This is a genomic window from Roseibium denhamense (assembly GCF_009711415.1).
Classification (GTDB): Bacteria; Pseudomonadota; Alphaproteobacteria; order Rhizobiales; family Stappiaceae; genus Roseibium; species Roseibium denhamense.
Window position 1 is genome coordinate 1 of sequence record NZ_SMLZ01000078.1, and the last position, 26760, is coordinate 26760.

23 protein-coding genes are annotated in these 26760 nt (G+C 57.8%); 13 read left to right on the forward strand and 10 right to left on the reverse strand.

All coding sequences use genetic code 11. The features are described from left to right. Positions 1-154: 154 nt before the first annotated feature. Complete coding sequence (locus E1180_RS01390) at positions 155-1186, reverse strand: acyltransferase family protein (RefSeq protein WP_155189297.1); 1032 nt, start codon at positions 1184-1186, stop codon at positions 155-157. A gap of 124 nt (positions 1187-1310) precedes the next feature. Then, the gene (locus E1180_RS01395; RefSeq protein ID WP_208996801.1) at positions 1311-1823 is read right to left on the reverse strand and encodes an FxsA family protein; all 513 of its coding nucleotides are present in this window, start codon (positions 1821-1823) and stop codon (positions 1311-1313) included. Between the two features lie 254 nt (positions 1824-2077). Between E1180_RS01395 and E1180_RS01400 the strand changes: the two genes are divergently transcribed. The 11 genes from E1180_RS01400 to E1180_RS01450 all read left to right on the forward strand — a co-directional run bounded on the left by E1180_RS01400 (position 2078) and on the right by E1180_RS01450 (position 17541). Continuing rightward, positions 2078-2806 carry a Tim44/TimA family putative adaptor protein gene (locus E1180_RS01400; RefSeq protein WP_155189298.1) on the forward strand — a complete coding sequence of 243 codons (729 nt, stop codon included), beginning with the start codon at positions 2078-2080 and terminating at the stop codon, positions 2804-2806. Between the two features lie 116 nt (positions 2807-2922). Continuing rightward, positions 2923-4032 carry a murein transglycosylase A gene (gene mltA, locus E1180_RS01405; protein ID WP_155189299.1) on the forward strand — a complete coding sequence of 370 codons (1110 nt, stop codon included), beginning with the start codon at positions 2923-2925 and terminating at the stop codon, positions 4030-4032. A 4-nt stretch (positions 4033-4036) separates the two neighbouring features. Beyond that, positions 4037-4603 carry a Smr/MutS family protein gene (locus E1180_RS01410; RefSeq protein WP_155189300.1) on the forward strand — a complete coding sequence of 189 codons (567 nt, stop codon included), beginning with the start codon at positions 4037-4039 and terminating at the stop codon, positions 4601-4603. Between the two features lie 4 nt (positions 4604-4607). Then, positions 4608-4979 (forward strand): helix-turn-helix domain-containing protein, encoded by a 372-nt coding sequence (locus E1180_RS01415; protein ID WP_283404590.1) that lies wholly within the window; start codon positions 4608-4610, stop codon positions 4977-4979. 120 nt (positions 4980-5099) lie between these two features. After that, positions 5100-7934, forward strand: coding sequence for a [protein-PII] uridylyltransferase (locus E1180_RS01420; protein ID WP_155189302.1), 2835 nt, complete (start codon positions 5100-5102; stop codon positions 7932-7934). Positions 7935-7962: 28 nt separating this feature from the next. After that, entirely contained in the window at positions 7963-9531 is a 1569-nt protein-coding gene (murJ, locus tag E1180_RS01425) for a murein biosynthesis integral membrane protein MurJ (protein WP_283404589.1), read from the forward strand. A gap of 115 nt (positions 9532-9646) precedes the next feature. Next, positions 9647-10726, forward strand: coding sequence for a tryptophan--tRNA ligase (gene trpS / locus E1180_RS01430; protein WP_155189303.1), 1080 nt, complete (start codon positions 9647-9649; stop codon positions 10724-10726). Between the two features lie 188 nt (positions 10727-10914). Then, a complete protein-coding gene (locus E1180_RS01435; RefSeq protein ID WP_155189304.1) occupies positions 10915-11379 on the forward strand; it encodes a hypothetical protein in 465 nt (154 codons plus the stop codon). 211 nt (positions 11380-11590) lie between these two features. Then, positions 11591-13954, forward strand: a complete 2364-nt coding sequence (locus E1180_RS01440) for a hybrid sensor histidine kinase/response regulator (RefSeq protein WP_155189314.1) — start codon at positions 11591-11593, stop codon at positions 13952-13954. Between the two features lie 241 nt (positions 13955-14195). Beyond that, positions 14196-15134 carry a l-ornithine N(alpha)-acyltransferase gene (gene olsB / locus E1180_RS01445; protein ID WP_155189315.1) on the forward strand — a complete coding sequence of 313 codons (939 nt, stop codon included), beginning with the start codon at positions 14196-14198 and terminating at the stop codon, positions 15132-15134. Between the two features lie 130 nt (positions 15135-15264). Continuing rightward, a complete protein-coding gene (locus E1180_RS01450; RefSeq protein WP_155189305.1) occupies positions 15265-17541 on the forward strand; it encodes a transglycosylase domain-containing protein in 2277 nt (758 codons plus the stop codon). A 111-nt stretch (positions 17542-17652) separates the two neighbouring features. Here E1180_RS01450 and E1180_RS01455 read toward each other — a convergent pair whose 3' ends face one another. From E1180_RS01455 to rph, 7 genes are all read right to left on the reverse strand, one after another. Then, positions 17653-18090 (reverse strand): hypothetical protein, encoded by a 438-nt coding sequence (locus tag E1180_RS01455; RefSeq protein ID WP_208996807.1) that lies wholly within the window; start codon positions 18088-18090, stop codon positions 17653-17655. A gap of 62 nt (positions 18091-18152) precedes the next feature. After that, positions 18153-18890 (reverse strand): M48 family metallopeptidase, encoded by a 738-nt coding sequence (locus E1180_RS01460; protein WP_155189306.1) that lies wholly within the window; start codon positions 18888-18890, stop codon positions 18153-18155. A 146-nt stretch (positions 18891-19036) separates the two neighbouring features. After that, positions 19037-19477: a DUF2852 domain-containing protein gene (locus tag E1180_RS01465; protein WP_196220491.1), complete on the reverse strand. Its 441-nt coding sequence runs from the start codon at positions 19475-19477 to the stop codon at positions 19037-19039. A 164-nt stretch (positions 19478-19641) separates the two neighbouring features. Further along, positions 19642-21216, reverse strand: a complete 1575-nt coding sequence (gene phaZ / locus E1180_RS01470; RefSeq protein WP_280115211.1) for a polyhydroxyalkanoate depolymerase — start codon at positions 21214-21216, stop codon at positions 19642-19644. 278 nt (positions 21217-21494) lie between these two features. Then, complete coding sequence (gene hemW / locus E1180_RS01475; RefSeq protein WP_283404588.1) at positions 21495-22658, reverse strand: radical SAM family heme chaperone HemW; 1164 nt, start codon at positions 22656-22658, stop codon at positions 21495-21497. Positions 22659-22662: 4 nt separating this feature from the next. After that, the gene (gene rdgB / locus E1180_RS01480) at positions 22663-23298 is read right to left on the reverse strand and encodes an RdgB/HAM1 family non-canonical purine NTP pyrophosphatase (protein ID WP_155189308.1); all 636 of its coding nucleotides are present in this window, start codon (positions 23296-23298) and stop codon (positions 22663-22665) included. A 10-nt stretch (positions 23299-23308) separates the two neighbouring features. Further along, positions 23309-24022, reverse strand: a complete 714-nt coding sequence (gene rph / locus E1180_RS01485) for a ribonuclease PH (RefSeq protein ID WP_155189309.1) — start codon at positions 24020-24022, stop codon at positions 23309-23311. A 149-nt stretch (positions 24023-24171) separates the two neighbouring features. Here rph and hrcA point away from each other — a divergent pair, with 149 nt between their 5' ends. Together hrcA and E1180_RS01495 are read left to right on the forward strand one after the other, a co-directional pair. Then, positions 24172-25260, forward strand: coding sequence for a heat-inducible transcriptional repressor HrcA (hrcA, locus tag E1180_RS01490; RefSeq protein WP_283404587.1), 1089 nt, complete (start codon positions 24172-24174; stop codon positions 25258-25260). Between the two features lie 58 nt (positions 25261-25318). Continuing rightward, on the forward strand, positions 25319-26122 hold the full coding sequence (locus tag E1180_RS01495) for a HesA/MoeB/ThiF family protein (RefSeq protein ID WP_155189311.1): 804 nt from the start codon (positions 25319-25321) through the stop codon (positions 26120-26122). Positions 26123-26129: 7 nt separating this feature from the next. On the opposite strand, the gene E1180_RS22020 is transcribed toward E1180_RS01495, so the two are convergent. Beyond that, positions 26130-26760 (reverse strand): imm11 family protein (locus E1180_RS22020; RefSeq protein WP_208996809.1); only part of this gene is annotated, 631 nt, incomplete at its 5' end.

Consider the following 26760-nt stretch of genomic DNA (forward strand, 5'->3'; position numbering starts at 1 on the left):
TGCAATTCCGAGAACCCACCAGAATCCGAAGCGTGGTCCTAAAAACATGATAACTACTACTGTCTCAATTCCAATAAATCCCCCTATCGCTATACTTTGAGCCAACACCCAGCTTAACAGCGCGAAAAACAACCACGAAACGTCGCTCATAGTGTCACTCCGCCGCCTGCGCCGCTCGTTTTCGCCCAAACGTTCCTTCCAGATACGCCCAGTGCGGCCGTTTGAAGAGGAACCCGCCGAAGCCGGTTTTTTGGATCATCCAGTAAAGGATCATCGGGCTGACCACGGCGGTGATGGTGACGATCAGGGAGATCGTGCCGATGTCCAGACCGCCGAGCTTCAAAAGCACGATGCGGGAGACAGCCATGGGGAAGAAGAAGGCGAGATAGATCACGATCGAGTGCGCGCCGAACACGCGCAGAAAATCAAGCCGCCCCCAGGTGACCAGCAAGGCGCTGGTCAGAACGATAGCACCGGCCCCGGCGGCTCCCAGGGCGAGGGACACAAGCGGTAGAGCTGCCCAGCCCAGGTACACGAGCCCGCCGTTGACGAGTGCCCACAAGGCCAGAAGGCCAAGGCTCAGGGGGATGCGTGCCCGGGCCCAGTCGGCCAGAACGAAAATGCGCTGCGCAAAGATGTAGCCCGCATAGAAATAGACAAAGCGGGACGCGAACTCATCAACCAGAAGGTAGCTGGTGTGGATCGATGCGATTTGTAAGGCCGCCGCAATCGCCAGCATCAGCTGCCACGGCACGCCCCGGTCATGCGCGATCTTGGTCACGACAAAGAAGATCGGTAGCATGTAGATAAACCACAGCGTGCCGAAGGGCTGAACGAAACTGATCAGATAGAACTGCAGCGCACCGGTCCAGCCCATCTCGCCTGCAAAGACGGGCGCTTTAACGGCGAACTGGATGGTCATCCAGAGCACATAAAAGTAAGCGAAGTGAACGACCTTGCGGTCAAGATAGAGCTTCCAGTCGCGGGCGATGACAAGGCTCAGGAACAGGCCGGAAATCAGGAAGAAGTCGGGCATGCGGAAGGGAGCTGCAAAGGCGACAATCGCATGCATCCAGCCGGTTTGTCCGGCCGCAGCTTCCACGCCCAGCACAGCATGCATCATCACGACAAAGACGATGCAGATGCCCTTTGCCGTATCGACCCAATCTATGCGGCTTGTGGTCATACAGGCTTGCGCCCCTTCGCTTGGTCACGTGGTTTAATCTCGGCATAGTTACCAATAATGGTAAAAACAACGCATACACGTGCCGTCACGACTTCGTGACGAGCGGCACTCGGCAAAGATACAATCAGGACGGTTTGCCGTCACGCTCATCGGACCAGGGGCTGATCTTCGGCTGCCCGGATCCGGCCGGTCCTGAAGGGGAATCCTTTTCAGCCCAGTCATTCTGATCGAGATCCACCACATGATCATCCGGCCTGCGGCGCCCCGCGCCATCCACAATGATAACGTTTGAGCGCGAAATGATGAACCGGACCAGCGCCTGACGAACGGGTGGAATGAACAACAACAGGCCGATAGCGTCGGTGACAAATCCCGGAATTAACAGGAAAATACTCGCCAAAACGATCATGGCGCCCTGCATGACTTCATTCTCAGGGGTGCGGCCCGCATTCAACTCGCTCTGCATGCGCGTCACCAGAGACAGACCCTGTTGCCGCAGCATAATCGTTCCGGCCAGGGCCGTGATCACGGTCAGCAGAATGGTCGGCAGGACCCCGATCATTCCGCCAATCCAGATGAAAACCGCAATTTCAATCAGAGGCAGCAAAAGAATGGCCGCAATAACATAAAGTCCCACGGGAGCTCCGTCGTCTGTTACACTGGGGCTGGTTTTTCAGCCCCCATCCTCGCCCTAAGGTAGGCATTGTGTCGCAAAAAAGCGAGTAGACGGCATAGGAATCGGCCCGATTCCCATTTCCTGCTTGCTCAAGGGTCTGGATGCTGGTTCAAGAACCCACTAGATAGGGTAAGCAGAGACACGCGGGCGGCCTAATCGTTCGCCAGGGCAACAAAGCGGGCTTGATTGCCATTAAAGGGTAGCCGGAACAGAAAATGAATGAAATTTTTGACCCCTTGAACCTCCTTCTTATGGGATTGGCAGTCTTCATCTTATTCAGGCTGAGATCCGTGCTGGGCAAACGCACGGGCAATGAGCGGCCGCCATTCGATCCGTATACAAAGCCGGAGCAGCCGAACGACACATCCAAGCCGGACGACAATGTTATCCCGCTTCCCGGATCATCTTCGGAGCAGTCCACGGGCATGGGCAGCATGGATCGTGGCGACGATGGCGATGTTGTGATCGACAAGGTGGCGCCCGCAGGGTCAGCGCTGAATGGCGCTCTCAAGCAGATACTGTCCGTCGACCGGAGCTTTGAACCGGAACCTTTCTTGCAAGGCGCTCAGGCGGCCTACGAGATGATCGTGATGGCCTTCGCCGATGGCGATAAGAAAGCTTTGAAGAACCTGCTATCCAAAGATGTCTATGAGGGGTTTGTCGCGGCGATCGAAGATCGCGAAAAGCGCGGCGAAACCATCGAATCGACGTTTGTCGGCATCGACAAGGCCGAAATTGTCGAAGCTGCGCTGAAAGACTCCATCGCCCAGGTGACGGTCAAGATACACAGCCAGCTGATTTCCGTGACACGCGACAAGGGCGGTGAAGTGGTCGACGGCGACCCGTCCAAGGTGACCGAGGTGATCGATATCTGGACCTTTGCCCGGGACACGGGATCGCGAGATCCGAACTGGAAACTGGTCGCGACCGAATCAGCTGAGTAAGTGTGATGGCCTTGGGCATCTTGCGGCCAGGGCGGGGCCATGCCTCGTGGGCTGCCTGGTTATTAAGAGGCGCAGCAATTGCTGCGCCGCTTTTGTTTACGGGAACGAGCAGCGTGATGGCAAAGTCGCCGCCTCCTGACACCAGCCGCACCGGGACATCATTCGCAAGCCTTGAGGGCTGGAACAAAGACGCCCATCACCATGCGCTGTCCGCATTCATGCGCTTTTGTGAAAGACCCAAGTCCCTTACCAAGGCTTGGGAAGCCTCTAACCTGGCAGCTGCGGATGTTCGGCGCCTATGCAAAATAGCCTCTGATGTCGACGTAAACGGCCCGGGCAAAGCCCAGCAGTTTTTTGAAACCTATTTCATCCCGTCACGCGTTGATGCGCGCGGTTTTGTGACCGGCTACTACGAGCCGGAAGTCGCAGCTTCCCGCACACGGTCAGACACATTTTCCCATCCGCTTTACCGCAAACCGCCGGGCCTTGAAGCGGTCACACGCTCCAATCGGCCCAAGGGATGGCCGGGCGACATCAGCCATGGCCGGCGGTTGAACGGAAAACTGACGGAATTGCCGGATCGCGCGGCGATCATGGAGGGCGCTCTGGACGGTGAAAATCTGGAGCTGGTCTGGCTGGCCGATCCGGTTGATGCCTTTTTCATTCACATCCAGGGGTCAGCACGCCTGCGCTTGAACGATGGCGGCGTCATGCGCGTCGGTTACGCGGGCAAAACCGGTCATCCATATACCGGGATCGGCCGGCTGCTGGTCGAACGCGGGCTGGGAACGCCGGAAGACTTCACCATGTCCGGCCTGCGCCAGTGGCTTGCGGACAATCCGCACGAACGGGATCCGCTGTTCATGGAAAACCGGTCCTTCATCTTTTTTCGCGAAGTAACCGATACCCGCCCAGAGCTTGGTCCGGTTGGCGGCGCATCCCTGCCGCTAGTTGCCGGCCGCAGCCTCGCTGTCGATACACGGTTTCTCTCCTATGGCTCTCTGGTCTATGTGACCGCCGCGTTTTCAGACCCGGACAGACCATCAGCCTCCTTTCAACGCCTCATGACCGCAGATGACACAGGCTCTGCCATCAAAGGGCACGCGCGCGGGGATATCTTCATTGGGTCCGGAGACCGGGCCGGAGAGATCGCGGGCGACATCCGGCACGAGGCGGCCTTCACGATCCTTCTGCCCAATCCAGACGCCATCCGGACGCCTTACTGACAAGATGGCGCGGAGAGGGAAAAAGGGCGCACTTTCGCCGGAAGACAAGGAACTTTGGGGAAAGGTCGCGAAGACGCTGACGCCCCTTGATCCGGACCGCATGAAGACGTTGAAGTCCGAGCTTGAAGAACAAATCGACAAGCTTCCGGCCCAGGCGGGCAAGCCGGCCAAAACCGCAACCGCAATTACACCGCCGGCTCCGGCAAAACCGGCACCTCCCCCCCCGCTTCATAAGCTTGAACACCGTTACCGGAAAAAACTCGTTCGCGGCGTGAAGGCCATTGATGGGCGCATTGACTTACACGGGCTAACACAGCATCAGGCTCATGACCGTTTGCGGGCTTTTCTGCATCGGGCTCAAGCCCGCGGCGACAAGATCGTGCTTGTCATAACCGGCAAGGGCGGTGGTCCTGAGCGGGCGTATATGGACGAGCGGGGGGTTTTGCGCAGAATGGTGCCGCAGTGGCTTGCGATGCCGGACCTGCGGCCGATTGTATTGGGATATGAGGAAGCGCATCAAAGCCACGGCGGCTCTGGCGCGCTTTATGTCAGGATCCGGAAGAGAAGGTAGAACCGTGACACCTCTTGGCGCGAAAATCCGGGAACTCAGGGTCAAGCGTGGCGTTTCGCTGAAGGAAATGGCGGCCGCTCTATCGGTGTCCAGCGCCTATCTATCCGCGCTCGAACACGGAAAGCGCGGTAAACCGACGTGGTTCCTAGTGCAACGGATCATTACATATTTCAACGTGATCTGGGACGAGGCCGAAGAAATCCAGCGTTTGGCGGAACTGTCCGACCCCCGCGTGACCATCGACACGGCCGGCATGGACCCGAAGGCAACGGAGCTTGCCAACCAGCTCGCCCTGAAGATCGGCGGTCTGTCAGAACAATCGCTGGCCCACCTTCTCCACCAGCTTCGTGTTGCCGCCGCCAAGGACGATATCTGACGCTGCCCGGCGATCCGGCCCACCCTTGCGGGGCATGAAACTGCAATTATTTGTTTTGAAACCTGATATATCCTGCGTAAGGCCGCTTGCACGAATTGCCAATCTGGACCTGGATGCCACATGAAACTGTCCCAAGACGAGTTGAACGCGTTTTTTGATGCCGATGACCTGCGCAAGCAGCTCACCGCATTGACCGTGAATTCCGATGGCGATGGCTCGGACTTCCAGATTCGCGCGTCTGTTTTGGGCATACTCAAATCCGCAGTCAAAAAAAGCCGGGACCTGATCGAGGCGAAACTGAACGAAGATGGCGGCGGCCTGTTATGCGCCAGCCGGCTGTCGCTGGTTCAAGACGAACTGATCCGGGTGATTTACGATTTTGCCCTGTACCACGTGTACCGGATCAAAAACCCCTCGGCTGCCGAGCGCATGGCCGTTTCGGCCGTTGGCGGCTATGGCCGTGGCACGCTTGCGCCGGGCTCAGATATCGATCTTCTCTTTATCCTGCCTTACAAGCAGACCCCCTGGGGCGAGCAGGTCGTTGAATACATCCTCTACATGCTCTGGGATCTCGGCTTCAAGGTCGGCCATGCCACGCGCAATATTGACGAGTGTATCCGTCTTGCAAAGGCGGATATGACCATCCGGACGGCCATCCTCGAGGCACGCTTTATCTGGGGCGACCAGCCGCTTTTCGATGAACTCATCAGCCGCTACGGTTCGGAAGTCGTGGAGGGAACAAGTTCCGAATTCATTGCGGCCAAGCTCAAGGAGCGGGACGAACGGCACCAGCGCCAAGGGGCGTCCCGCTACCTTGTGGAACCCAACATCAAGGAAGGCAAAGGAGGACTTCGGGACCTCAACACGCTCTTCTGGATTGCGAAGTATCATTACCGGGTCGCAAGACAGTCGGACCTGGTCAAGAAAGGCGTGCTAACGCGTTCTGAGTATGCGCGTTTTAAGAAATCGGACGACTTCTTGTGGGCTGTCCGCTGCCATCTCCATTTTTTGACCGGGCGGCCGGAAGAACGCCTGTCCTTTGACGTGCAACGCGAGATCGCCATACGTCTCGGCTATACGCAGCATCCCGGCATGAAGGATGTTGAGCGCTTCATGAAGCACTACTTCCTGGTCGCAAAAGACGTCGGGGACCTGACCCGGATCATCTGCGCCGCACTGGAAGAAGAGCATGTGAAGGACCCCCGCGACCGCGGGTTTTCCGGAATCATGCGCCGTCTTCGCACAGGGCGGGGCGCTGCCAACATCCAGCCCGTCAAAGGGGCCACGGGCTTTGTGGTCGAGAACAACCGCCTTAATGTTACAAGCGATCAGATTTTCGAAAACGATCCGGCTAACATCCTGCGGGTTTTCCAGATCGCGGATAAACATGACTACCGGCTGCATCCGCGTCTGACACGATTGATCCGGCATTCCCTGAAGCTGATCGATCCGGCGCTGCGCAACGATCCGGAAGCGAACCGCCTGTTTTTGTCGGTACTGACATCCCGCAATTCACCTGAAACGAATTTGCGCAAGATGAACGAAACCGGCGTTCTAGGCCGCTTTGTTCCCGAATTCGGCAAGGTGGTGGCGATGATGCAGTTCAATATGTATCACCACTACACCGTCGACGAGCATCTGATCCGGTCCATCGGTGTGCTTGCCGAAATCGAACGCGGCGATTCCGGCGATGATCATCCGCTGGCGACGGATCTCATCCTTACCCTTCAGAACCGTAAAGTCCTGTTCGTTGCCATGTTTCTTCATGACATTGCAAAGGGCCGCCCCGAGGATCACTCGATTGGAGGGGCGAGAGTTGCCCGCAAACTGTGTCCCCGCTTTGGTCTTACCGATGCCGAAACGGAGACGGTTGCCTGGCTCATTGAAAAACATCTCGAAATGAGCACGATCGCTCAGTCACGCGACTTGTCCGACCCAAAAACCATCACAGATTTTGCTCATATCGTACAATCACTCGAACGGTTGAAACTGCTTCTGATCCTCACCGTTGCTGATATCCGGGCGGTCGGTCCGGGCGTGTTCAATGGCTGGAAGGGCCAGCTTCTGCGCACACTTTATTACGCGACCGAGCCGCAACTGACAGGCGGGCATACCAAACTGTCGCATCAAAGGACGATTGCGCTTGCCAAGGAAGATCTTGGCGGGAAACTCGCGCATTGGCCGGAAAAGGCTAGGTCGGACTACATGAACCGGCACTATCCCGCCTATTGGCTGCGTACTGAGCCCGATAGGCTGCTGGCCCATGCGGAGTTGCTGCACCAGAACGATCAGGAAGGTGGCCGCCTGTCTTTTCAGATCACGCCCCGTGCATTCGAGGGTGTAACCGAACTCACGATCATGGCGCCCGACCATCCCCGGCTCTTGTCGACCATTGCAGGGGCCTGTTACTCGACCGGTGCCAACATCGTGGATGCGCAGATCGACACCACGACGGACGGATTTGCACTCGACACGATTTTCATCGGCCGCGAACTCCCCGATGATGAAGATGAACGGCGGCGCGGCGAGCGGATCACAACGCTTATTGAAGAGGCGCTTCGCGGGGACACCACTTTGCCCGAACCTGTTTCCAAGAAGAATGCCATGAAGGGCCGGATGAAAGCCTTCAAGGTGGCCACAGACGTTCTTCTGAACAACGCCTTGTCAGAGGATTACACGGTTCTTGAGATTTCCGGTCTGGATCGCCCCGGGCTGCTTTATGACCTCACCCGTTCTATCGCCACGCTCAATCTCAACATCGGCTCGGCGCATATCTCAACCTTCGGCGAGAAGGTGGTCGACGTGTTTTATGTGACGGATCTCACGGGTCAGAAGATCGCCAATATCGGGCGGCAGGACATTATCCGTGAGCGGCTCGCCAACGCCGTTGATGGCCAGATCGAGCTTGATCCGGCAGCGCCAGTCGCGCGCAAAATCCAACGCCAGGCTTCGTGACCGGCATCTTCTTGGGAGTCTACCGGACGTGAATCTGGTCCGCAATTTCGCAACTGTCGGCGGCGCAACCCTTTTGAGCCGCCTTCTTGGTTTTGCCCGCGATATTCTACTTGCGGCAGCTGTCGGTGCCGGGCCCGTTGCAGATGCGTTCGCCGTCGCCTTCCGTCTGCCGAACCTCTTCCGGCGGCTGTTTGCAGAAGGCGCCTTCAACTCAGCGTTTATTCCGCTGTTCGGCCGGGCGGTGGAGGAAGGCGGAGACAAGGCGGCACGGCAACTGGCGTCCGAAGTCGGTTCGGCGCTCTTGTTTGTCCTTCTCATTCTGACAGCTGTGGCCCAGATTCTCATGCCGTTTGTGGTTTTGGGTCTGGCCTATGGCTATTCGGCCGATCCGGACAAGTTCGACCTCACGGTCACTATGGCGCGGATCGCCTTTCCCTATCTTACCTTCATGTCGATGCTCGCCTTTATTGGCGGCATATTGAACACCTATCACCGGTTCGCGGCGGCTGCGATCGCGCCGGTCATGCTCAATGTCGTGATGTGTGGTGTTCTTGGCACCGTTTTGCTGCTGGGCGTTGACGGTGACCAGCAGCTTGGCGTCATCCTCAGCATTGGCGTATCGATTAGCGGTGTCGTGCAGCTGGCCGTCGTTGTTTTCGACCTGAAACGCCTGGGATTTCCCCTCCGGTTCCGGTGGCCGCGCTATACGCCGTCCGTCAAGCGGCTTGTGGTCCTCGGCATTCCCGGCGTCATTGCCGGCGGGATCACGCAGATCAACATCGTTGTCGGGACCGCCATTGCCTCCGTGCAGGACGGGGCCAACGCCCTTCTTTACTACGCCGACCGGCTGTATCAGTTGCCGCTTGGGGTGATCGGTATCGCTATTGGTGTCGTGCTGCTGCCGAGCCTGACCCGCCAGCTGAGAGCCGGGGAGCACAAGGCCTATCAGCACACTTTGAACCGCTCGCTGGAATTTTCGCTCGTTTTAACGCTGCCGGCCGCCGTCGCACTGGTGGTTGTTCCCGGCGAAATCGTCTCCGTGCTGTTTGAACGCGGGGAATTTGACGCGGAAGCCGTCAACGGGACAGCGGCAGCTCTTGCCGCCTTCGCAGTCGGCCTGCCTGCCTTTGTCCTCAACAAGGTGTTCTCACCAGGGTATTTTGCCCGCGAAGATACCAAAACCCCGATGCAGTTCGCTGCGGCTGGAATGGTCGTTAATGTTGTCCTTTCGCTCGCCCTTTTTCCGGTCCTGCAGCATGTCGGCATCGCGCTCGCAACGACAATTGCCGGATGGGTCAATACCGCCCTGCTGGGACTTGTTCTTTGGCGGCGCGGTCACTTTGTAGTGGACCCAACAGTCGTTCGAAAACTGGCACTGGTTCTCGGATCCAGCCTCCTCATGGGTATGGCCATCTACGGTCTTGCGGGCGTTCTGGAACCCTTTTTCAACGGCGGCGGGCAGCTGACGAGGTTTGGGGCACTGGCCGTGCTTGTTCTGGCTGGAATGGCGGTATTTGCGATTTGTGTTCAGCTCAGCGGCGGTAGTGATCTTGTCTCCCACCTAAAATCGTTGAAGCGGCGCAACACCTCACCCTGAAACAACCGGACAAGGTGATTGACGGCTTGCAACACAAGCTTGGCGGTTTTACACCCGGCGCGCCCAAACACTTCAACGCGCCCTTCCAACCGGCCGCACCAATAAGGGATCAATTATGACGGCGTTCCAGCCCCGTGTGTTCTCAGGCGTTCAGCCAACAGGCAATCTCCATCTCGGCAACTATCTGGGCGCGGTCTCGCGCTGGGTTCCCCTGCAGGACCAGATGCCGACGATTTTCTGTGTTGTGGATTCCCATGCCATTACCGCCGGGTTCCCCGACCGGGCCGAACTTGTGAATGCAACGCGCGAGGTCACCGCTGCCTATTTGGCCGCTGGAATTGATCCTGCGAAGTCGATCATCTTCAACCAATCCCAGGTGCGCGAGCATACCGAACTGGCCTGGATCTTCAACTGCGTTGCCCGGATGGGCTGGTTGAACCGGATGACCCAGTTCAAGGAAAAGGCCGGGAAGAACAAGGAAAACGCTTCGGTTGGCCTGTTCGCCTATCCGAACCTGATGGCCGCGGATATCCTTGCTTACCGGGCGACCCATGTCCCTGTCGGCGATGATCAAAAGCAACATCTGGAGTTGACTCGCGACATTGCCGCGAAGTTCAACAACGACTTTGCAGACCGCATTAAGGAACTGGGTGTTGGCGTTCCGAACCCGACCCCATCTCCTGAATTGCCGGAGGAACTCTACTTTCCGCTGACCGAGCCCATGATCGCGGGTCCTGCGACGCGGATCATGTCCTTGCGGGACGGCACAAAGAAAATGTCGAAGTCGGATGCCTCCGATCTGTCGCGGATCAACCTGAAAGACGATGCCGACACGATCGCCAAGAAAATCAGGAAGGCGAAGACAGATCCGGACGCCCTTCCAAGCGAGACTGACGGCCTGGAAGGCCGGCCGGAAGCGGACAATCTGGTCGGGATATATGCCGCCCTGTCAGGCAAGACCAAACAGGACATCCTGGGTGAATACGGCGGACAGCAATTCTCTGTCTTCAAACCCGCCTTGTCGGATCTTGCCGTGGACAAACTGGCGCCGATGACCGACGAAATGCGCCGGTTGACGGCAGAGCCGGGTGAGATCGATGCCATTTTGAAGACCGGTGCCGAGAAGGCTTCCGCGATTGCGGAGCCTGTTCTCAAGGATGTTCGGAAGATCATCGGCTTCCTGGACGTGCGCTAAGAACGTCGCGAAGACTGTGTGTCATCCATCGCTTGCTAAGGGGCACGATCTCGAAGCGATGGATGATACGTTCAAAGTGACTGCTTTCAGTTTCCACGTCAGGCTGCGCGTTTCTCACCTGCCTTGTCCCAGAGTTCGACGGGTCCGTGATATAACCCGGGGGTTAGCTTGACACAGCAGGACTGCCAATGGAACCCGGCCACACCATATACGCTCCACGGCATCTGAAGAACTCCGGCGTCCGCGCATTTCAATGCGGGAATTTCAAACTCTATATTCTGAGCGCCGGGCAAACGGCCCCCTCAAATCCCGATCTTGCCGACGCCTCCGAGCTTCTCGAAACGCATATCAAAAACCTGTTCAACCCAGAAACACCTGAGGTCACGGGATTTGTCATCCTTCACTTTGGGTCGGACGGCACAACAATCTCCATCAATTGGTGGGTCGAAGGCTGCGTGCTGTGCCAGGAGGTGGTTCGCAGACACAAAAACGGCGTTGATCCAATCCCCCAGATGCGCCGCCATGTCACCGGTTGTGTTTGGGAACTGGCGCTCATCAATCACGAGCGCGAAAGCTGGTTGAGCTTCATGATGGGCAGCCAACAGGACCGGACAGCATATTTAATGGCGTTTCCGGACATTGACTGCATTTGACCGCTGGCCCTGAAAGCAAACAGTTCCAAGATACGGCCGCGTCACGAACATCAACAATGTATGCAATATAAAACATCGTGGTTTTCCTCCTCCGTATTCTTAACAATGAAACGTTTTTTCAAAGGTTTTGCATCACTCTGCACCCAATTGGGGCTTGTAGAGAGTTGGGACCTTGGCCGGGCAGCACCGAAATCAGACCGTACCTTTGGACATGGATACCGATGCCGGAAAGGACCGGGTGTCCCGTGCGGACGATCCTGAAACCGGGCAGGCAACATCTCATCTAACAACCGATGCTACCGATGCAGACGGACCGGAGGTTGGGCCGGGACGGCGGGCGACCGATATACCGGTGACAGCTCCGTCAAAAGCCCTCCAGCATCTGGCAACAGGTGCTCTTGTCGTTGGACTTATTGCCGGTTTCGCACTGGCAACCTCAGACGGCATGAACAAGTTCCTTGGTGTCGGGCTGGCTTTTTTCTCTGGCGGGTTGGCGGTTTGGCGTCTTTTCGCCGATGACATGCAACGCTCCGTTCAGGCCCACCACCTGAAGGACGACAAGATCCGGCGTCTGCTTGCCCGATGCGAGGAGTTGGAGGACAAGGCTTGGGAGCTTGGCGAGTCCGACGAGCGCCACGCCAGCATTCTCGGCACGCTCGGTGATGTCGTCATCCGGCGGGATCAGGAAGGTATCGTTACTTACATAAACTCTGCCGCGGAGGATGTGTTTGGTCCGGGGCACAGCCTTGAGCCAGGTCAGCCCATGGATCTTCCGCTCGTTCCTGAGAGTTCTGTGCAGCAGGTCCAGCCTGACGGAACGATACCGTCAGAGGCCATGGGGTTCGGGGACCTCCACATTGAGACAGCGCAAGGAGATCGCTGGTTCTCACGGATCGATATTCCGGTCCGCGATACGGTTACCGACCGCCAGCTCGTTCAGACGGTTCTTCGCGATGTCACCGAGCGGCGCCTGATCGAAGAAGAACTCTTGGCGGCGCGCCATTCGGCTGAAAGTTCCAACGAGGCCAAATCGCGGTTTCTGGCAACGGTCAGCCATGAAATCCGCACCCCGTTGAACGGTATCCTCGGAATGGCGGCGCTTTTGCGCGACACACGGCTGACGAAGGAACAAAGTGCCTATATTGAAGCTCTGGAGACCTCCGGCGAGACACTCCTGCTTTTAATCGACGAGGTTCTGGACTTTTCCAAGGTCGAGGCCGGGAAGCTGGACATTCGTGCAACTCCGGTACGCGCGGGGACTTTGGCAGAAAACGTCGTGGAACTTCTGGCGCCCAAAGCCCACGCCAAACGGCTTGAGATTGGTTCAATATTATCTCCGAGCCTTCCCGATGAAGTAACGCTGGACGCCACACGGGTTCGCCAGATCTTGTTCAATCTGATCGGGAACGGCGTCAAGTTCACCGACTCTGGCGGCGTTTCCGTTGAGTTGAATGGCCAGCCCAATCCGGAAGGCGGCAGCTTCCTGACCATTGATGTGCGCGATACCGGTATCGGGTTTTCAGAAGCCGAATCCGAACGTCTTTTCCAGGAGTTCGAACAGGTCGACCATGGCCCGGCGCGCAAGTTTGGCGGCACAGGCTTGGGCCTTGCCATTGCCCAGCGCCTTGCAGGCCTTATGGGCGGATCAATCAAGGCGGGTCCCAGCCACGGCGGCGGTGCCTGGTTCCAGGTGACCTTGCCTATCCCCGAAGACCTTGTCGACGGAGATGACCCGCGCCTTGATTTCCTGGCAAACCGGAAAGCGGTGTTCGTGTCCACAAGCCGGATTGAATGCCCCTTGCTGGCCAAGCGGCTCGCCGTCCACTCGGCGGATGTCGAAATCGTTGCACCTGGCAGCCCAAACCTTGAGAGCGCCTTGTCGGGTGCGGACCTGCTGATCGTCGACAATGCAGCACTTCCGGACAGCGGCGGCTGGTTGGCGTCTGCGCGGCTTGCCGGATGCACGGCCCCGGCCATTGTCATGATCGCTCCGCCTGAACGGGACCGGCTCGATCATCTGCGCGAGGCTGGTTATGCCGCCTACCTGATCCGCCCGGTCCGGATCGAAACACTGATTCAAGTGCTCTCCGGTTTGCTGGAAACAGAGACCGCAGATCATGTCTGGGATGTGAGTGCGGAACCAACCCATAACGGTTTTCTGTCAAGCCGGATCCAGGCACCCGCCCGGCCCATGCGCTTGCTCGTTGCGGAAGACAACGACATCAACAGGCTCCTGAGTGAGGCCATGTTGCGCAAGCTCGGCCATATTCCGGTGCTGGCCATCGACGGCGAAAAGGCCGTGGAAGAAGCCGCCAAGGGCTCTTTCGATGCAATTTTGATGGATCTGCACATGCCGGGCCTTGACGGCATTGAGGCCGTTCGCCGGATTCGTGAGGACGAAAAGGCTGCCGGGCGGCCGCCTGTTCCTGTTCTCATTGTTACAGCGGATGTCATGCAGGACGCACGGGAAAAGGCCGCAGAGGTCGGCGCGGCCGGATATCTGACCAAACCGATGTCCGTTGAAACAATCTCCGACGCTTTGGCCGACGTGGCACGGCCGCCTTCGGCATCCTGATCCTCCCGGTTTTCTTTCCGCACGGGCCCCGCTATTGTTTCGGGCTGTGATCAAACCCATCTGAATATGTGTCCGGATGTGTGTCATCCAACTGTCGGATTAGTGTGATCTACGGCAGCAATACAGAATAAAATGCCCGCCGGGTGACTTTCCCGGCAAAGGTGTTAAAGCCGGTAAAACAGGCCGTAATCCGTGAAACCGGTCTGGATCCGCGGGGGATGGAGAGGGTGGAAAGTCGATGATGCGGCAAAGTTTTTTCTCACCAAGAAAACTCGTCGGAAAGTTTGTGCCTGTAAAGGGGCCGGCCCAGCCTGTTGCCGGCAAAGGCCACGCATCTTCAGCCGTCCGCACCCCGGTGAAGACCGGTGAAACGCTCGGCCGGATCGGAACACTTGAAGTGCGCATGGCGCGCAATCTCAAGGAAGTGAGAAAGGCGCAACGCCTCCGCTACCAGGTCTTCTATGAAGAAATGTCGGCCATAGCCGATGCCGCAACCTTATCCTCCCGCCGCGATTCAGACGCCTTTGACGCTTATTGCGACCATCTGCTTGTGGTTGACCATGCCTCTTTGAAACGCAACAAGCTGGGCCGGTTGAAGCCGGAAATTGTCGGAACCTACCGGGTCCTGCGCCAAGACGTTGCAAACCGGAATGGCGGGTTCTACACATCCGGTGAATACGATATCCAGTCGCTGATCGACGCAAATCCGGGCAAGAAATTCATGGAGTTGGGCCGGTCCTGCGTGCTCAAGCCCTACCGGAACAAGAAGACGGTTGAACTGCTCTGGCATGGTATCTGGGCTTATGTTCTGCGCCACAATATCGATGTCATGCTCGGCTGCGCTTCGATTGAAGGCACCAATCCGGACATGATCGCAGACCAGCTCGCCTTTCTTCATCACAATGCGCGCGCTCCAGAAGAATGGCGCGTGCGTGCGGTCGAAGACCGCTATGTGGAAATGAACCGGAAACCGGCCGCGGAAATCGATTCAAAGGCGGCTCTGCGCGCCTTGCCGCCCTTGGTCAAAGGGTATCTGCGCCTTGGTGCCTTTATTGGCGATGGAGCGGTTGTGGACAGCCAATTCGGAACGACTGATGTCCTGATCATCATGCCGGTGTCAGAGCTGAATTCCCGTTACGTCAATTATTACGGGGCAGACGCGAGCCGATACTCCAGTTGACCAAGAGCCAGCGGCCAGAACAATCGGCTGGCGTTTCACGTCAACCTTAACGCCCCCTTAAACCGCCTCAATCTAGGATCATCACCGGGGAACCGGCACCCGCCGGACAATGGTACGGGATAGATGATCAATGGCGTCACGCGCATCGCGCCAGCCACGGATTGAGCCCACTTTGGGCGGCCAAGACAGCACCCTTCTGGACTTGCGTCTCAGTCCGGAGGATCGCCCCTCCGCGCCTTCAAAACGGTCACCCCGTAAATCGAAATCCGGAAAATCGTCAAAAACCGGCGCCAAAAAACCAGTTTCCAAAAAACCGGGATCCGCAAAGACACCGCAGAAAAGCTCCGCCGGCAAAGCTCCGGCAAAGCGCCGCACCTCAACGGCCCGCTCGGGTGCCCAACGGCGGTCCAAGGGGCGGCGGGCCCGCAAGGCCGGTCCGAGCCGCATCGGCCTTTTTGCAAAACGAGCCCTGTACTGGAGCACTGTGGCGGGTCTTTGGGGCGCTATCGCCGTTGCCTGCATCATCGGCTACTACGCAGCCTTCCTGCCGCCGACTTCCGAATGGAAAGTCCCGGCACGGCCGCCGAATGTCAAGATTGTCGCCTCCAACGGCCAGTTGATCGCCAACCGGGGGGATACGGGCGGAGAGGCGGTGCGCCTTGAACAACTCCCTCCCTATCTGCCGAATGCGGTTATTGCGATTGAGGACCGGCGTTTTCGCTCGCATTTCGGCATTGACCCAATCGGATTGGCGCGTGCGCTGGCAACCAATGTCACGACCGGCCGGCTCGTTCAGGGCGGCTCGACCCTGACACAGCAGCTCGCGAAGAACCTCTTTCTCGAACCTGACCGGACAATCAAGCGCAAGATCCAGGAACTGGTCCTCGCTTTCTGGCTGGAGGCTGAATACTCCAAGGAAGAGATCCTGGAAATGTATCTCAACCGGGTTTATCTGGGGTCCGGAGCCTATGGTGTAGACGCCGCGGCACGGAGATACTTCGGCAAGTCTGCCCGCCTTTTGACTGTTGCCGAAGCGGCAACGATTGCGGGCCTTCTCAAAGCGCCGTCCCGTTTTTCCCCGGCCAGAAACCCGGACCTGGCAGAAGAAAGGGCGCAGCTGGTGCTCGCCGCCATGCACGAGGAAGGCTATATCACGGGCGATGAGGCGAAAAACGCCCTTGCAGCGCCCGCCAAAGTCGTCCGGCGCTACACCACGGCAAGTGAAAACTATGCCGCCGACTGGGTGATGGACGTGCTTCCCCATTTTGTCGGATCAATTGAGGGCGACATCATTGTCGACACGACGATTGACCCGGCAATCCAAAGCGCCGCCGAGACCGCCTTGCGCTCTGCCCTTGCTGAAAACCGGCAAACGCTCGGGGTCGCCCAAGGTGCGATCGTCACCCTCGATACGGCAGGCTCGGTCAAAGCCCTGGTCGGGGGGTCAGACTATTCGAAAAGCCAGTTCAACCGCGCCGTTTACGCCAAGCGCCAGCCCGGGTCTTCTTTCAAGCCGTTCGTTTATCTGGCCGCGCTGGAAAACGGACTATCGCCGCAGACTGTTCGCCAGGATCAGCCGATCACAATCGGAGGCTGGTCGCCCCAAAACTACACAAAAGAACACTATGGCCCCGTGACGCTAACCCGCGCACTCAGCCTGTCGCTCAACACCGTTGCGGTCCGGCTCGCCCATGAAGTTGGCACGAAAACGGTCGGAAATGTTGCACAGCGTTTGGGTATATCGTCCGACCTTCAGACCAACCTGTCTTTGGCGCTCGGAACATCCGAAGTCACGCCACTTGAAATTGCCTCGGCCTATGTCCCGCTGTCCAACGGCGGCTATGGCGTCATTCCGCACATCATCCGGCGCATCAAGACCGTCGATGGCAAGACGCTCTATTCGCGAAGAGGCGATGGGCGCGGGCGTGTGATCGACCGGACACATGTCGGCTACATGAACTTGATGATGTCGGAAACGCTTCTGACTGGTACCGGCCGGAAAGCCCGGCTTGACAGCGGACGTCCGGCCGGCGGCAAGACGGGCACCAGTCAGGATTTCCGGGATGCCTGGTTCATCGGCTATACCGGCAACCTGACCACGGCGGTCTGGTTCGGAAATGACGACAACTCGCCAACCCGCAAGGCGACAGGCGGCAGCCTGCCGGCAACCACCTGGAAAGCAATCATGGACCAGGCCCATGCCGGTCTGCCGGTTGCCGATCTTCCTGGTGTGCCGCGACTGCCGGTTTCCGTGTCTGCACCTCAGAAGCCGGTTCAGGGCCCATCTACCAGCGGAACTCGCGGCCCCGTACCGCCGGGCTCAATTGGCGCTGAAGACCCCGGCGCGCAGCCCGAACGGCGCGGTCCCTTGAACCTTCTCAAGGGACTTTTCGGAGGCGGCAATTAGCGCGTGTCGCATTAATTCGAAATCATCATGTGTCGTCTTTTGCGTTGAAATCATTGATTTTAGAAAGTGAAAGACGACACCGATTAAATGCGATTTGCTCCAACCGCTTGATCAGCAATCGTGGCTGTAGGTGAAAACCAGCGTGTCCGTGGTGTAACGGCCCGTCGGCTGACATCGCTGAAACACTTCCCGTGTCCCGCGGACTGTCACTTGCAGCTGGTCGCCGCGCACAGGTCCCTCGACAAAATACTCGAGCGGATTGCCGGGGCAGAATTTGGAAAAGACCCTTGCCGTTCCCGAATACCAGTTTCCGGTCTTAACGCCATTGAAGAGAAGGGTTCCCCGCTGTACGCCCGCATTCCGAAGCACGTTGCGCGGGTTTTCGTAAGACATCCAACGCTGGTTGCCCTGTGCCTGCAATCGCATGATGGAGCCATTGTGGTTCCAGCAACTGTCCGCCAGGCTGGCCGTAGCGCCGGGAATGGCGAAGATAAACGTCGACGCTAGGGCCAGATAAGGCAAACGCCGGAAGGCAATTTTGAAATGCATGTGATCCCCCAAATTTCCGTTAGGGAAATCAACCATATTCCTTGAGAATTGTAACTTGGAAATTATCCGTAGCCATGAAGCTTGTGGCCGTGCTCCTTGAGCCATCTCCGCGCTTCTGGTGTTTGTGGCGCCAACTCTTCGCACAATCGCCAGAACCGATGCGAATGGTTCATTTCGGCCAGATGCGCCACTTCATGCGCTGCCACGTAATCCAATATATCCGATGGCGCCAGTATCAGGCGCCAGGAAAAGGACAGATTGCCGTTTGAGGCGCAAGAGCCCCAACGGCTCCTTGTGTCGCGCACGTTGATCGCATTGATTTTCTTGCCAATCTGCTGGGCATGGTGTTCGGCGCGGTCTGTCAGGTCCTTCCGCGCCTCGCCCTTGAGCCAATTCGTGACTTTCCGGGCCATATGCTCGTCGGCTCCTGGAACATGAAGCACAAGACTGCCGTCCGGGCTCCGGCCTGTTTCCACCAGCCCACGAAGCTTTCCGGTCGCGCGGATCATGTGTTCAATGCCGCGGACCGGCACCATGTCACCTGGCTTCAATGCAACATGGTCCGGCCGGTCCACGAGGCGTTTCAAAAGCCAGTCGATGTGTTTTTCGGCAAAGCGGGTGGCTTGGGTGATATTGCCGCCCTTTGGAACAGTTAAAACCGGTCCGGACTGATCGGCGGGCAGACGGAGGAGGTACCGCTGTGCCCGGGCATTCGCCCGCAACCGGATCCGAACAGCCTGCTGACCGGTCTCAATCTCAATATGGTCCGGCAGCTTCGGTTTTCGGGCACGCAGCAGCATCTATGTCCTTTGCAAACGGGTTCGAAAACGAATCATCAGATTCAAGTTTAAGGAAGATTTCACAGTCTTTAAACGGACGAAAGCGGCGCTTTTCAGGGCGCCGCTCTCGGTCCGGTCTGGCAACTCCAGAGTACAGTCGAGACTGGTTAGGCTGGTGCCATATCTCCCGTCATGTCATCACCATTCGGCCGGCGATTCCGGTTGGCCATGAAGCGATCGAACTCTTCCTGATCCTTTGCCCGGCGGAGTTCGGTCAAAAACTCATCGAATTGTGCCCGCATTGCGTCAAGTTTGGCGCGTTCTTCCTCGAGACGCTTCAGTTCACGGTCCCGATAGTCATCAAAGGCAAGGTTTCCGGTGCGTGCGTAAACTGCTGAGTTCGTCATGTCGTCAAACGCTCCTTTCAGCGGGCTGGCCCGCCATTGGTCACGGGCATCCCGTGCCATGCCGCCGAACCGGTCACCCCACAAGATGTAAGCAAGCATCGCTAGGCCTAGCGGCCAGAACACCACGAAGCCGAGCACCATCAATCCGATGGTCATCGGCGTCCAGGCAGGTTTGATCATGCAACTTTTGGTCGTTGTCATCGTCCTATCCATGTCAGACATCCACGCGATTTAGGTGGGGACTACCGAAACGGAGTTCAAGGATTTGTGATCTAAAACACGTTTGGGAAATTGCCCGAAAACGAAAAATCCCCGGCCTTATGACCGGGGATTTTGACGTCTGTCCAGTTAACTTAAGGCGTTGATCAAGATGCCGTTTCAGAGAGCTGTTGGGCTTGCTGGATCCAGTTGTTGCGAACCATTCGTCCCCTGAAATCAAGTTTGTTATCAAGGGTTTCAATCTGTTCGTCGGTCAGGCCTGCAATCTGCCAATAGTGGAAAATTCCAGCTTCATTCAACAGGGTCTCGAGCTTCGGGCCCACACCACTGATCGCCTTCAGGTCATCGGCTACACCTTCAGGCTTTGTCAGGAGGATTTCTTCCAACGTATCTGATTTAGGCTTCCCGGCAGCAGGCTTGGCAGCTTTGGAAGGTGCCGCTTTTGGAACCGGTTTAGGTGCAGTCTTTGCAACCGGTGCGGCCTTTTTCATATCGGCCCGGTTTGAGCGGATAAAGTCCATGACCCGTGGCGCGATCTCCGCCCGCCAGCGGGACCCGTTGAACACGCCATAATGGCCAACGTTGGGTTGCTCGTAATGTGCCTTCATCTCTTCAGACAGGCTGGTGCACAAATCGTGTGCCGCCTTGGTCTGGCCGCGGCCCGTAATGTCGTCCTTTTCCCCCTCGACGGTCAAAAGGGCCGTCCGGGTGATCTTCGAGCAGTCAACCTTGGTGCCATTATGCAGCATGGTTCCGTTCGGAAGAGAATGATCGATGAAAACGGTCTCGACTGTTTGAAGATAGAATTCGGCCGTCAGATCCATGACCGCAAGATATTCGTCATAGAATTCGCGGTGCTTTTCTGCATTGTCCCCGTCCCCTTCAACCAGATGCTGGAAGAATTCACGGTGCGCGGTGACGTGCCGGTCAAGGTTCATGCTCATGAAGCCGGACAGCTGCAGGAAGCCCGGGTAAACGTCGCGCATGACACCTGGATGCGGGAACGGCACCTTCATGATGACGTTGCTCTTGAACCACTCCAGCCCTTTGGACACGGCAAGATCGTTGACGGCGGTCGGCGCAACACGTGTATCGATCGGCCCGCCCATCAAGGTCATGGTGGAGGGAACATACGGATCGTCCCGGCCTTCCATGACGGCAACAGCTGCCAAAACCGGCACGGACGGCTGGCAAACGCCGATGATGTGCGTATCCGGCCCGAGGAAGTGCATCATAGAGATCAGATAATCGATGTAATCATCCAGATCGAACTTGCCTTCCTGGATTGGCACCATCCGGGCGTCAATCCAGTCCGTGATATAGACATCCGCGTTCGGCAACAGCGCCTCTACGGTGCCGCGCAGCAGCGTGGCATAGTGGCCGGACATCGGAGCGACTATAAGAATTTTCGGGTCATTCCGCCGCGAGGCAACGCCGCGCTCGAAATGTATGAGGTCACAGAATGGCCGGCTCCAGACGATGTTCTCGCGAACCGGGACGCGGACACCACCGACAGATGTTTCCGGCAGTCCGAACTCGGGTTTCCCGTAGCGGCGCGTGGTGCGTTCCAGAACTTCGCAGCCCGCAGCGATCTGGCGGCCGAAACTGGTATGTGTCAGCGGGTTAAGCGGGTTCTGGAAATAGAGTTTCGTCATATCCGCCATCGCCCGCAACGGAGCCATGGCCGCATGGTTGAGCTCATAAAGATGATAAAATGGCAAAGGCGCGTCTCCTTTGGTCGCGAAGCCGCTCGCGCCTGAATTGAAACTCATGTACATCGGGATCGGCTCGCTTGTTATTGCACCACCTGTTGCATCGCAGCAGGATAGCCAGCCATTTTCCAGGCCGCAATACTGCTTATTGGTACATAAAACAAAGCTAAGCCGCGCGATCTGTGGCACAGAACATTTTGCCACCAAATCACTTTGCAATGCACAAAGCGAGAATGCGCATTTAAATCAATTTGGTAACACAATTTTCACGATGAAACTGCGCGCGCTCAGGCAGCAAGATCCGCGACCACCGCATCGAGCACAAAAAAACCGTCACGGGTGACCCGGACCCTGTTTTCCCCGAGTTCTTCGACCATTCCGTGCTCCAAAAGCGCATTCAGCCGCCGTGGATCGATGGCGCGATGTGCAAAGGACTCGTAACGCTTCAGGTCAATTCCCTCGCTCAAGCGCAGCCCCATGAGCAGATATTCATCGCCCTGCTCTTCCTCGTTGAGCCCCATGTTCTCGACAAGACCATGGCCATTCTGCTTGACCGCCCCGAGCCAGGTTTCCGGATGACGCTCCGTTGATGTGGCAAGGCGGTTGACCCCGACGGTAATCCGGCCATGGGCCCCCGGGCCAACGCCGATGTAATCGCCGTAACGCCAGTAGACCAGATTGTGCCGGCATTCGGCGCCAGGGCGGGCGTGGTTGGACACTTCATAGGCCGGCAGGCCATGGGCCTCGGTCAGATCCTGTGTGAGCGCGAAAAACTCGGCGCCGGCATCCGGGCTCGGGATCTCAAGCTTGCCGGCTTCATAAAGCCGGTGAAACGGTGTCTCTTCCTCGATCGTCAGCTGATAAAGCGACAGATGGTCGGCGGCGAGGCTGACGGCCTCGGCAAGTTCCTTTTCCCAACCGGCCAGCGTTTGACCCGGACGGGCATAGATCAGGTCAAAGGACAGCCTAGGAAACGTGGATCTGGCGATTTCGATTGCCTTGCGCGCGGTTTCAGCATCATGCAGGCGGCCCAGGAACTTCAGGTCCGCATCGATCAACGACTGAACCCCAAGGGAAACACGGTTTACCCCGGCGCTTCTATAGCCCTTGAACCGGCCTGCCTCGACGGAAGAGGGGTTGGCCTCCAGGGAGATTTCAACGGCTTCATCCACGGGCCAAAGCCTTGCAACGGCATTCAGCACCCGCTCGACCGTTGCCGGTTCCATGAGGGAGGGCGTTCCCCCGCCAAAGAAGATTGAACTTACCGTTTTGCCCTTGGTCAGATCCGCGAAGTAGCCAAGTTCCTGTTCCAGGGCTTCCGCAAACTGGTGCTGATCGACCGGCTGATGCCGGACATGGGAGTTAAAGTCGCAATACGGGCACTTGGCCGCACAAAACGGCCAATGAATGTAGATCCCAAATCCTGCGTCCTGTGCCGTTTGCGACGTCACGTTGTTATCCTTTAAGACAGCCCTGCGCAAAAAGCTCAAAGGCCCTTGCCCGGTGGGACAAGGGATCCTGGCCCTCTGTCCAGCCGTGCTTTTCGTCAGATGTCATTTCACCGAAAGTGCGCTCGAACCCGTCCGGCTGAAAGATGGGATCATACCCAAACCCTTGCGTTCCACGGGGCGGCCAGACAACCTGCCCATCGACTTCTCCACGGAAAAACGCCTTGTGGCCATCCGGCCAAGCAAGGCACAAAACCGCGACAAACGATCCGCGCCGGTCCGATGCCGGCACGTTGAGCGATTGCAGTTTTTCTTCAATGGTCCGCATGGCCATGGCGAAGTCTTTTTCCGGCCCGGCCCAGCGCGCCGAGTAAATGCCCGGATCACCATCGAGCGCTGCAACGCAAAACCCGCTGTCATCGGCAAGGGCCGGGAGATTTGCCGCCGTTGCCGCGGCAACGGCCTTGATCTCGGCATTGGCTTCAAAGGTCAGGCCGGTTTCTTCCGGTTCGGGCAAGTCCAGATCAGCAGCGGACACAATCTCGAACCCGTAAGGCTCCAGAAGCTCGTTGATTTCCCGGATCTTGCCCTTGTTGTGGCTGGCCACGACAAGTTTCCCGGGTTCCAGTTTCCGCTGGCTCATCTGCACCCCCTCAGAGAATGGCCATCTTTTGAAGATCGACGAGCCGCCCGATCCCAGTTTTTGCAAGGCCGAGAAGCTGGTTGAACTCTTCCTCGGAGAATGGCTTGCCTTCCGCCGTTCCCTGGATTTCCACGATGCCGCCAGCGCCCGTCATGACGAAATTGGCATCGGTCTCCGCCGTGCTGTCCTCGGCATAGTCGAGATCAAGAACGGGCGTATCCTGATAAATGCCGCAGGAAATAGCGGCGATATGATCCGTCAGGACATCACCGGAAACCATGTCGCGCGCGCGCATCCATTCAATACAATCGCGCAAGGCCACCCAGGCACCCGTAATCGACGCTGTCCGTGTGCCGCCATCGGCCTGAATGACATCGCAATCGACGGAAATCTGGACTTCGCCGAGTTTTTGAAGGTCAACGACCGCGCGCAGAGACCGGCCAATGAGCCGCTGGATCTCCTGGGTGCGGCCGGATTGCTTCCCGGCGCTTGCCTCACGGCGCATCCGGTCTCCGGTCGCGCGGGGCAGCATGCCGTATTCGGCCGTGACCCAGCCCCGGTTCTGGCCCCGCAGCCATGGCGGCACGCGCTCTTCCAGACTGGCCGTGCACAGAACGTGCGTATCGCCGAATTTCACCAGGCATGAGCCTTCTGCGTGTTTGGAAACACCGCGCTCAAGCGTGACAGCGCGCAATTCATCTGCAGCGCGTTTGGACGGACGCATGATAATCCCCTTCAGCTTCCGCGTGCTGCGGAACGACAGATCCCTAAAATTCTGTGCGCCTTGTAGACCCCAAGCTCATGCGGCGTAAAGGCCCGGCTTCACCCGAAGCCCATTTTGCGCCTATATCTTGAAAGAAAGATCCTGCCTGCGTGCGGTCACGGGCGGACAAACCGGAGACAACGACCTTGAGCCTGAGCGACCTCGACAAGAGATCCCGCGAAATCTTCCGCGCTATCGTGGAGACTTATCTTGAAACCGGCGAACCGGTCGGGTCGCGGAACGTCTCCAGAAACCTGATGATGTCGCTGTCCCCGGCCTCGGTCCGCAATGTGATGTCCGATCTGGAACATATGGGCCTTTTGCACTCACCGCATACAAGTGCCGGCCGTCTGCCGACGGAAATCGGGCTCCGCTTCTTTGTCGACGCGCTTCTGGAAGTGGGCGACCTGACCCAGGAGGACCGGCGGCAGATCGAAGTCCAGGTCCGCGCCTCGCAAAAGGCAAACTCAGCGGAACAGGTCCTGACCGAGGCAAGTCAGATGCTGTCCGGCCTGTCCATGGGCGCCGGGGTCGTTCTCACCCACAAGAGCGACATGCGGCTGAAACATATCGAGTTTGTCCGGATCGAGCCGCAAAAGGCGCTGGTTATCCTGGTGAGTGAGGACGGATCGGTCGAAAACCGCGTCGTCGACCTGCCCGCCGACCTGCCGTCATCGGCCCTTGTGGAGGCCGGCAATTACCTGAACGCGCAAATCAAGGGCCGGACACTGTCCGAAATCCGGCAGGAACTGGAGAAAGTCCGGGAAGCCGATCAGGCCGAGCTGGATCAGCTGAGCCAGAAGGTAATCGATTCCGGCCTTGCCGTTTGGACGGGCGAAGACGGTGTTTCCGATCCGGGCACGCTGATCGTTCGGGGCCGGTCAAATCTGCTGGCCGATCTGGAGGCAGCGGAGGACCTGGAACGGATCCGCCTGCTGTTTGACGATCTGGAAAGCAAGAGAGACCTGATCCAGCTGCTTGGTCTTGCGGAGAAAGGCGAGGGGGTCCGCATTTTCATCGGGTCTGAGAACAATCTGTTCTCCCTGTCCGGATCATCGCTGGTCGTGTCACCTTACCGGGACAGCAACCAGCGCATTGTCGGGGTGCTCGGGGTTATCGGGCCAACACGCCTCAACTATGCCCGCGTCATCCCCATGGTCGATTACACAGCCCGTCTGGTCAGCCGGATCCTCGGTTAGGCCCGCGAGAACCCTTAACTCATGACAAACTGGCCGATGGCCGACTTCAGGACCGCTCATGCTCTCACCTGCCGAACTGGAACGCTACGCCCGCCATATCGTCATGCCGGATATTGGCGGCGCGGGTCAGCAGAGACTAAAAAAGGCACGGGTTCTCGTGATCGGAGCAGGCGGTCTTGGCGCGCCGGTCCTGCAATATCTCGCGGCCGCGGGCATCGGAACGCTTGGCATTGTCGATGATGACACAGTCTCGCTCTCCAACCTGCAGCGCCAGGTGATTCACGACACGGATCATCTGAGCGAGCCGAAGGTTGCCAGCGCGGCCGAATTCATCGCCCGGCTCAACCCGAATGTGACCGTGGAACCGTACCCAACCCGGCTTGCAGGGCACAATGTGATGGCGCTGGTCTCTTCCTATGATCTCGTTGTCGACGGATCGGACAATTTCGACACCCGCTATCTGGTATCGGACGCCTGTTTCTTTGCTGAAAAACCGCTGATCACGGCCGCAGTCGGGCAATTCGAAGGCTCGATCACGACCCTCAAGCCGTTTGAGGTGGATGCCGAAGGCTCGCCGAACCCAACCTATCGCTGCCTGTTCCCGGAAAAGCCGCGTGACGGGCTGTTGCCTACCTGCGAACAAGCCGGTGTGTTGGGCGCATTGACCGGAATTTTCGGCACATTTCAGGCCATGGAAGTCATCAAGGAACTGACAGGCACCGGAGAAGGCCTGGTCGGTCGGCTGATCCTGTTTGACGCCAAAAGCTTCCGGATGGACACAATCCGCTACATACGCTCGCCGAAAAACCCTCTGAACGGAGACAATCCGAAGACATGGGCCGAGCTTCTGGAGGGGGCGTAACCCGCCCTCACAGCTCAAGTTTGCCGCGTTTCTTCAAAACTTCTGCACGTAGCTTAGCCCGGTAACCGCAGGGAATGCCGTGTTTGGCCTCCCAATCAAGGGCGGGCTGGATGTTCTCTTCCGGCAACCACGGAATATCCAGTTCCTCGCAGTGCTTGGCGTCGAGATAACGGATCTTTCGGGCGACCAGCTCTTTTTGAAACGCGTCCGAGCAAAAAACCCCCATGTAGTCTGGACCAAGATACAAAGGGGTCCAAAGATGTTTCCCTGCGATCCGCGGACTGCTCACCACTATTCGGTCTCGTAAACTCGTTCTAAACAATGCCAAGTTGGGACCATCTGTGGCATTGTGATACTCCCAATCCCGGTCCATCTCGTTCACCAGCAAGGCATCAAATGCCACCATGCAGTTAAAGACATAGTAGTTCCCTTCATAAGGCTCTCCGGCCTTGTTCCGCAGCTTGATCGGAATAAACTGATGCACACCGGGCTCGAACTCTTCCACCAGATCCTTGAACCTCTGGCTGACACCATTGCATCGCGGCATCGGGAACACGTCATGCACCAGCTTCTTGCGTGCCTGTTGAGCTGTTTCAGGAAAGGCACGTGGGTCAACCCAAAACCCAAGGCTGAAACCG

What these genes read in the sequence shown, in the direction of transcription:
- E1180_RS01390 (WP_155189297.1), bottom strand. Translation starts at nt 1,186, where the DNA reads ATGACCACAAGCCGCATAGATTGGGTCGATACGGCAAAGGGCATCTGC.
- E1180_RS01400 (WP_155189298.1), top strand. Translation starts at nt 2,078, where the DNA reads ATGAATGAAATTTTTGACCCCTTGAACCTCCTTCTTATGGGATTGGCA.
- mltA (WP_155189299.1), top strand. Translation starts at nt 2,923, where the DNA reads ATGGCAAAGTCGCCGCCTCCTGACACCAGCCGCACCGGGACATCATTC.
- E1180_RS01410 (WP_155189300.1), top strand. Translation starts at nt 4,037, where the DNA reads ATGGCGCGGAGAGGGAAAAAGGGCGCACTTTCGCCGGAAGACAAGGAA.
- E1180_RS01420 (WP_155189302.1), top strand. Translation starts at nt 5,100, where the DNA reads ATGAAACTGTCCCAAGACGAGTTGAACGCGTTTTTTGATGCCGATGAC.
- trpS (WP_155189303.1), top strand. Translation starts at nt 9,647, where the DNA reads ATGACGGCGTTCCAGCCCCGTGTGTTCTCAGGCGTTCAGCCAACAGGC.
- E1180_RS01435 (WP_155189304.1), top strand. Translation starts at nt 10,915, where the DNA reads ATGGAACCCGGCCACACCATATACGCTCCACGGCATCTGAAGAACTCC.
- E1180_RS01440 (WP_155189314.1), top strand. Translation starts at nt 11,591, where the DNA reads ATGGATACCGATGCCGGAAAGGACCGGGTGTCCCGTGCGGACGATCCT.
- olsB (WP_155189315.1), top strand. Translation starts at nt 14,196, where the DNA reads ATGCGGCAAAGTTTTTTCTCACCAAGAAAACTCGTCGGAAAGTTTGTG.
- E1180_RS01450 (WP_155189305.1), top strand. Translation starts at nt 15,265, where the DNA reads ATGGCGTCACGCGCATCGCGCCAGCCACGGATTGAGCCCACTTTGGGC.
- E1180_RS01455 (WP_208996807.1), bottom strand. Translation starts at nt 18,090, where the DNA reads ATGCATTTCAAAATTGCCTTCCGGCGTTTGCCTTATCTGGCCCTAGCG.
- E1180_RS01460 (WP_155189306.1), bottom strand. Translation starts at nt 18,890, where the DNA reads ATGCTGCTGCGTGCCCGAAAACCGAAGCTGCCGGACCATATTGAGATT.
- E1180_RS01465 (WP_196220491.1), bottom strand. Translation starts at nt 19,477, where the DNA reads ATGACAACGACCAAAAGTTGCATGATCAAACCTGCCTGGACGCCGATG.
- rdgB (WP_155189308.1), bottom strand. Translation starts at nt 23,298, where the DNA reads ATGAGCCAGCGGAAACTGGAACCCGGGAAACTTGTCGTGGCCAGCCAC.
- rph (WP_155189309.1), bottom strand. Translation starts at nt 24,022, where the DNA reads ATGCGTCCGTCCAAACGCGCTGCAGATGAATTGCGCGCTGTCACGCTT.
- E1180_RS01495 (WP_155189311.1), top strand. Translation starts at nt 25,319, where the DNA reads ATGCTCTCACCTGCCGAACTGGAACGCTACGCCCGCCATATCGTCATG.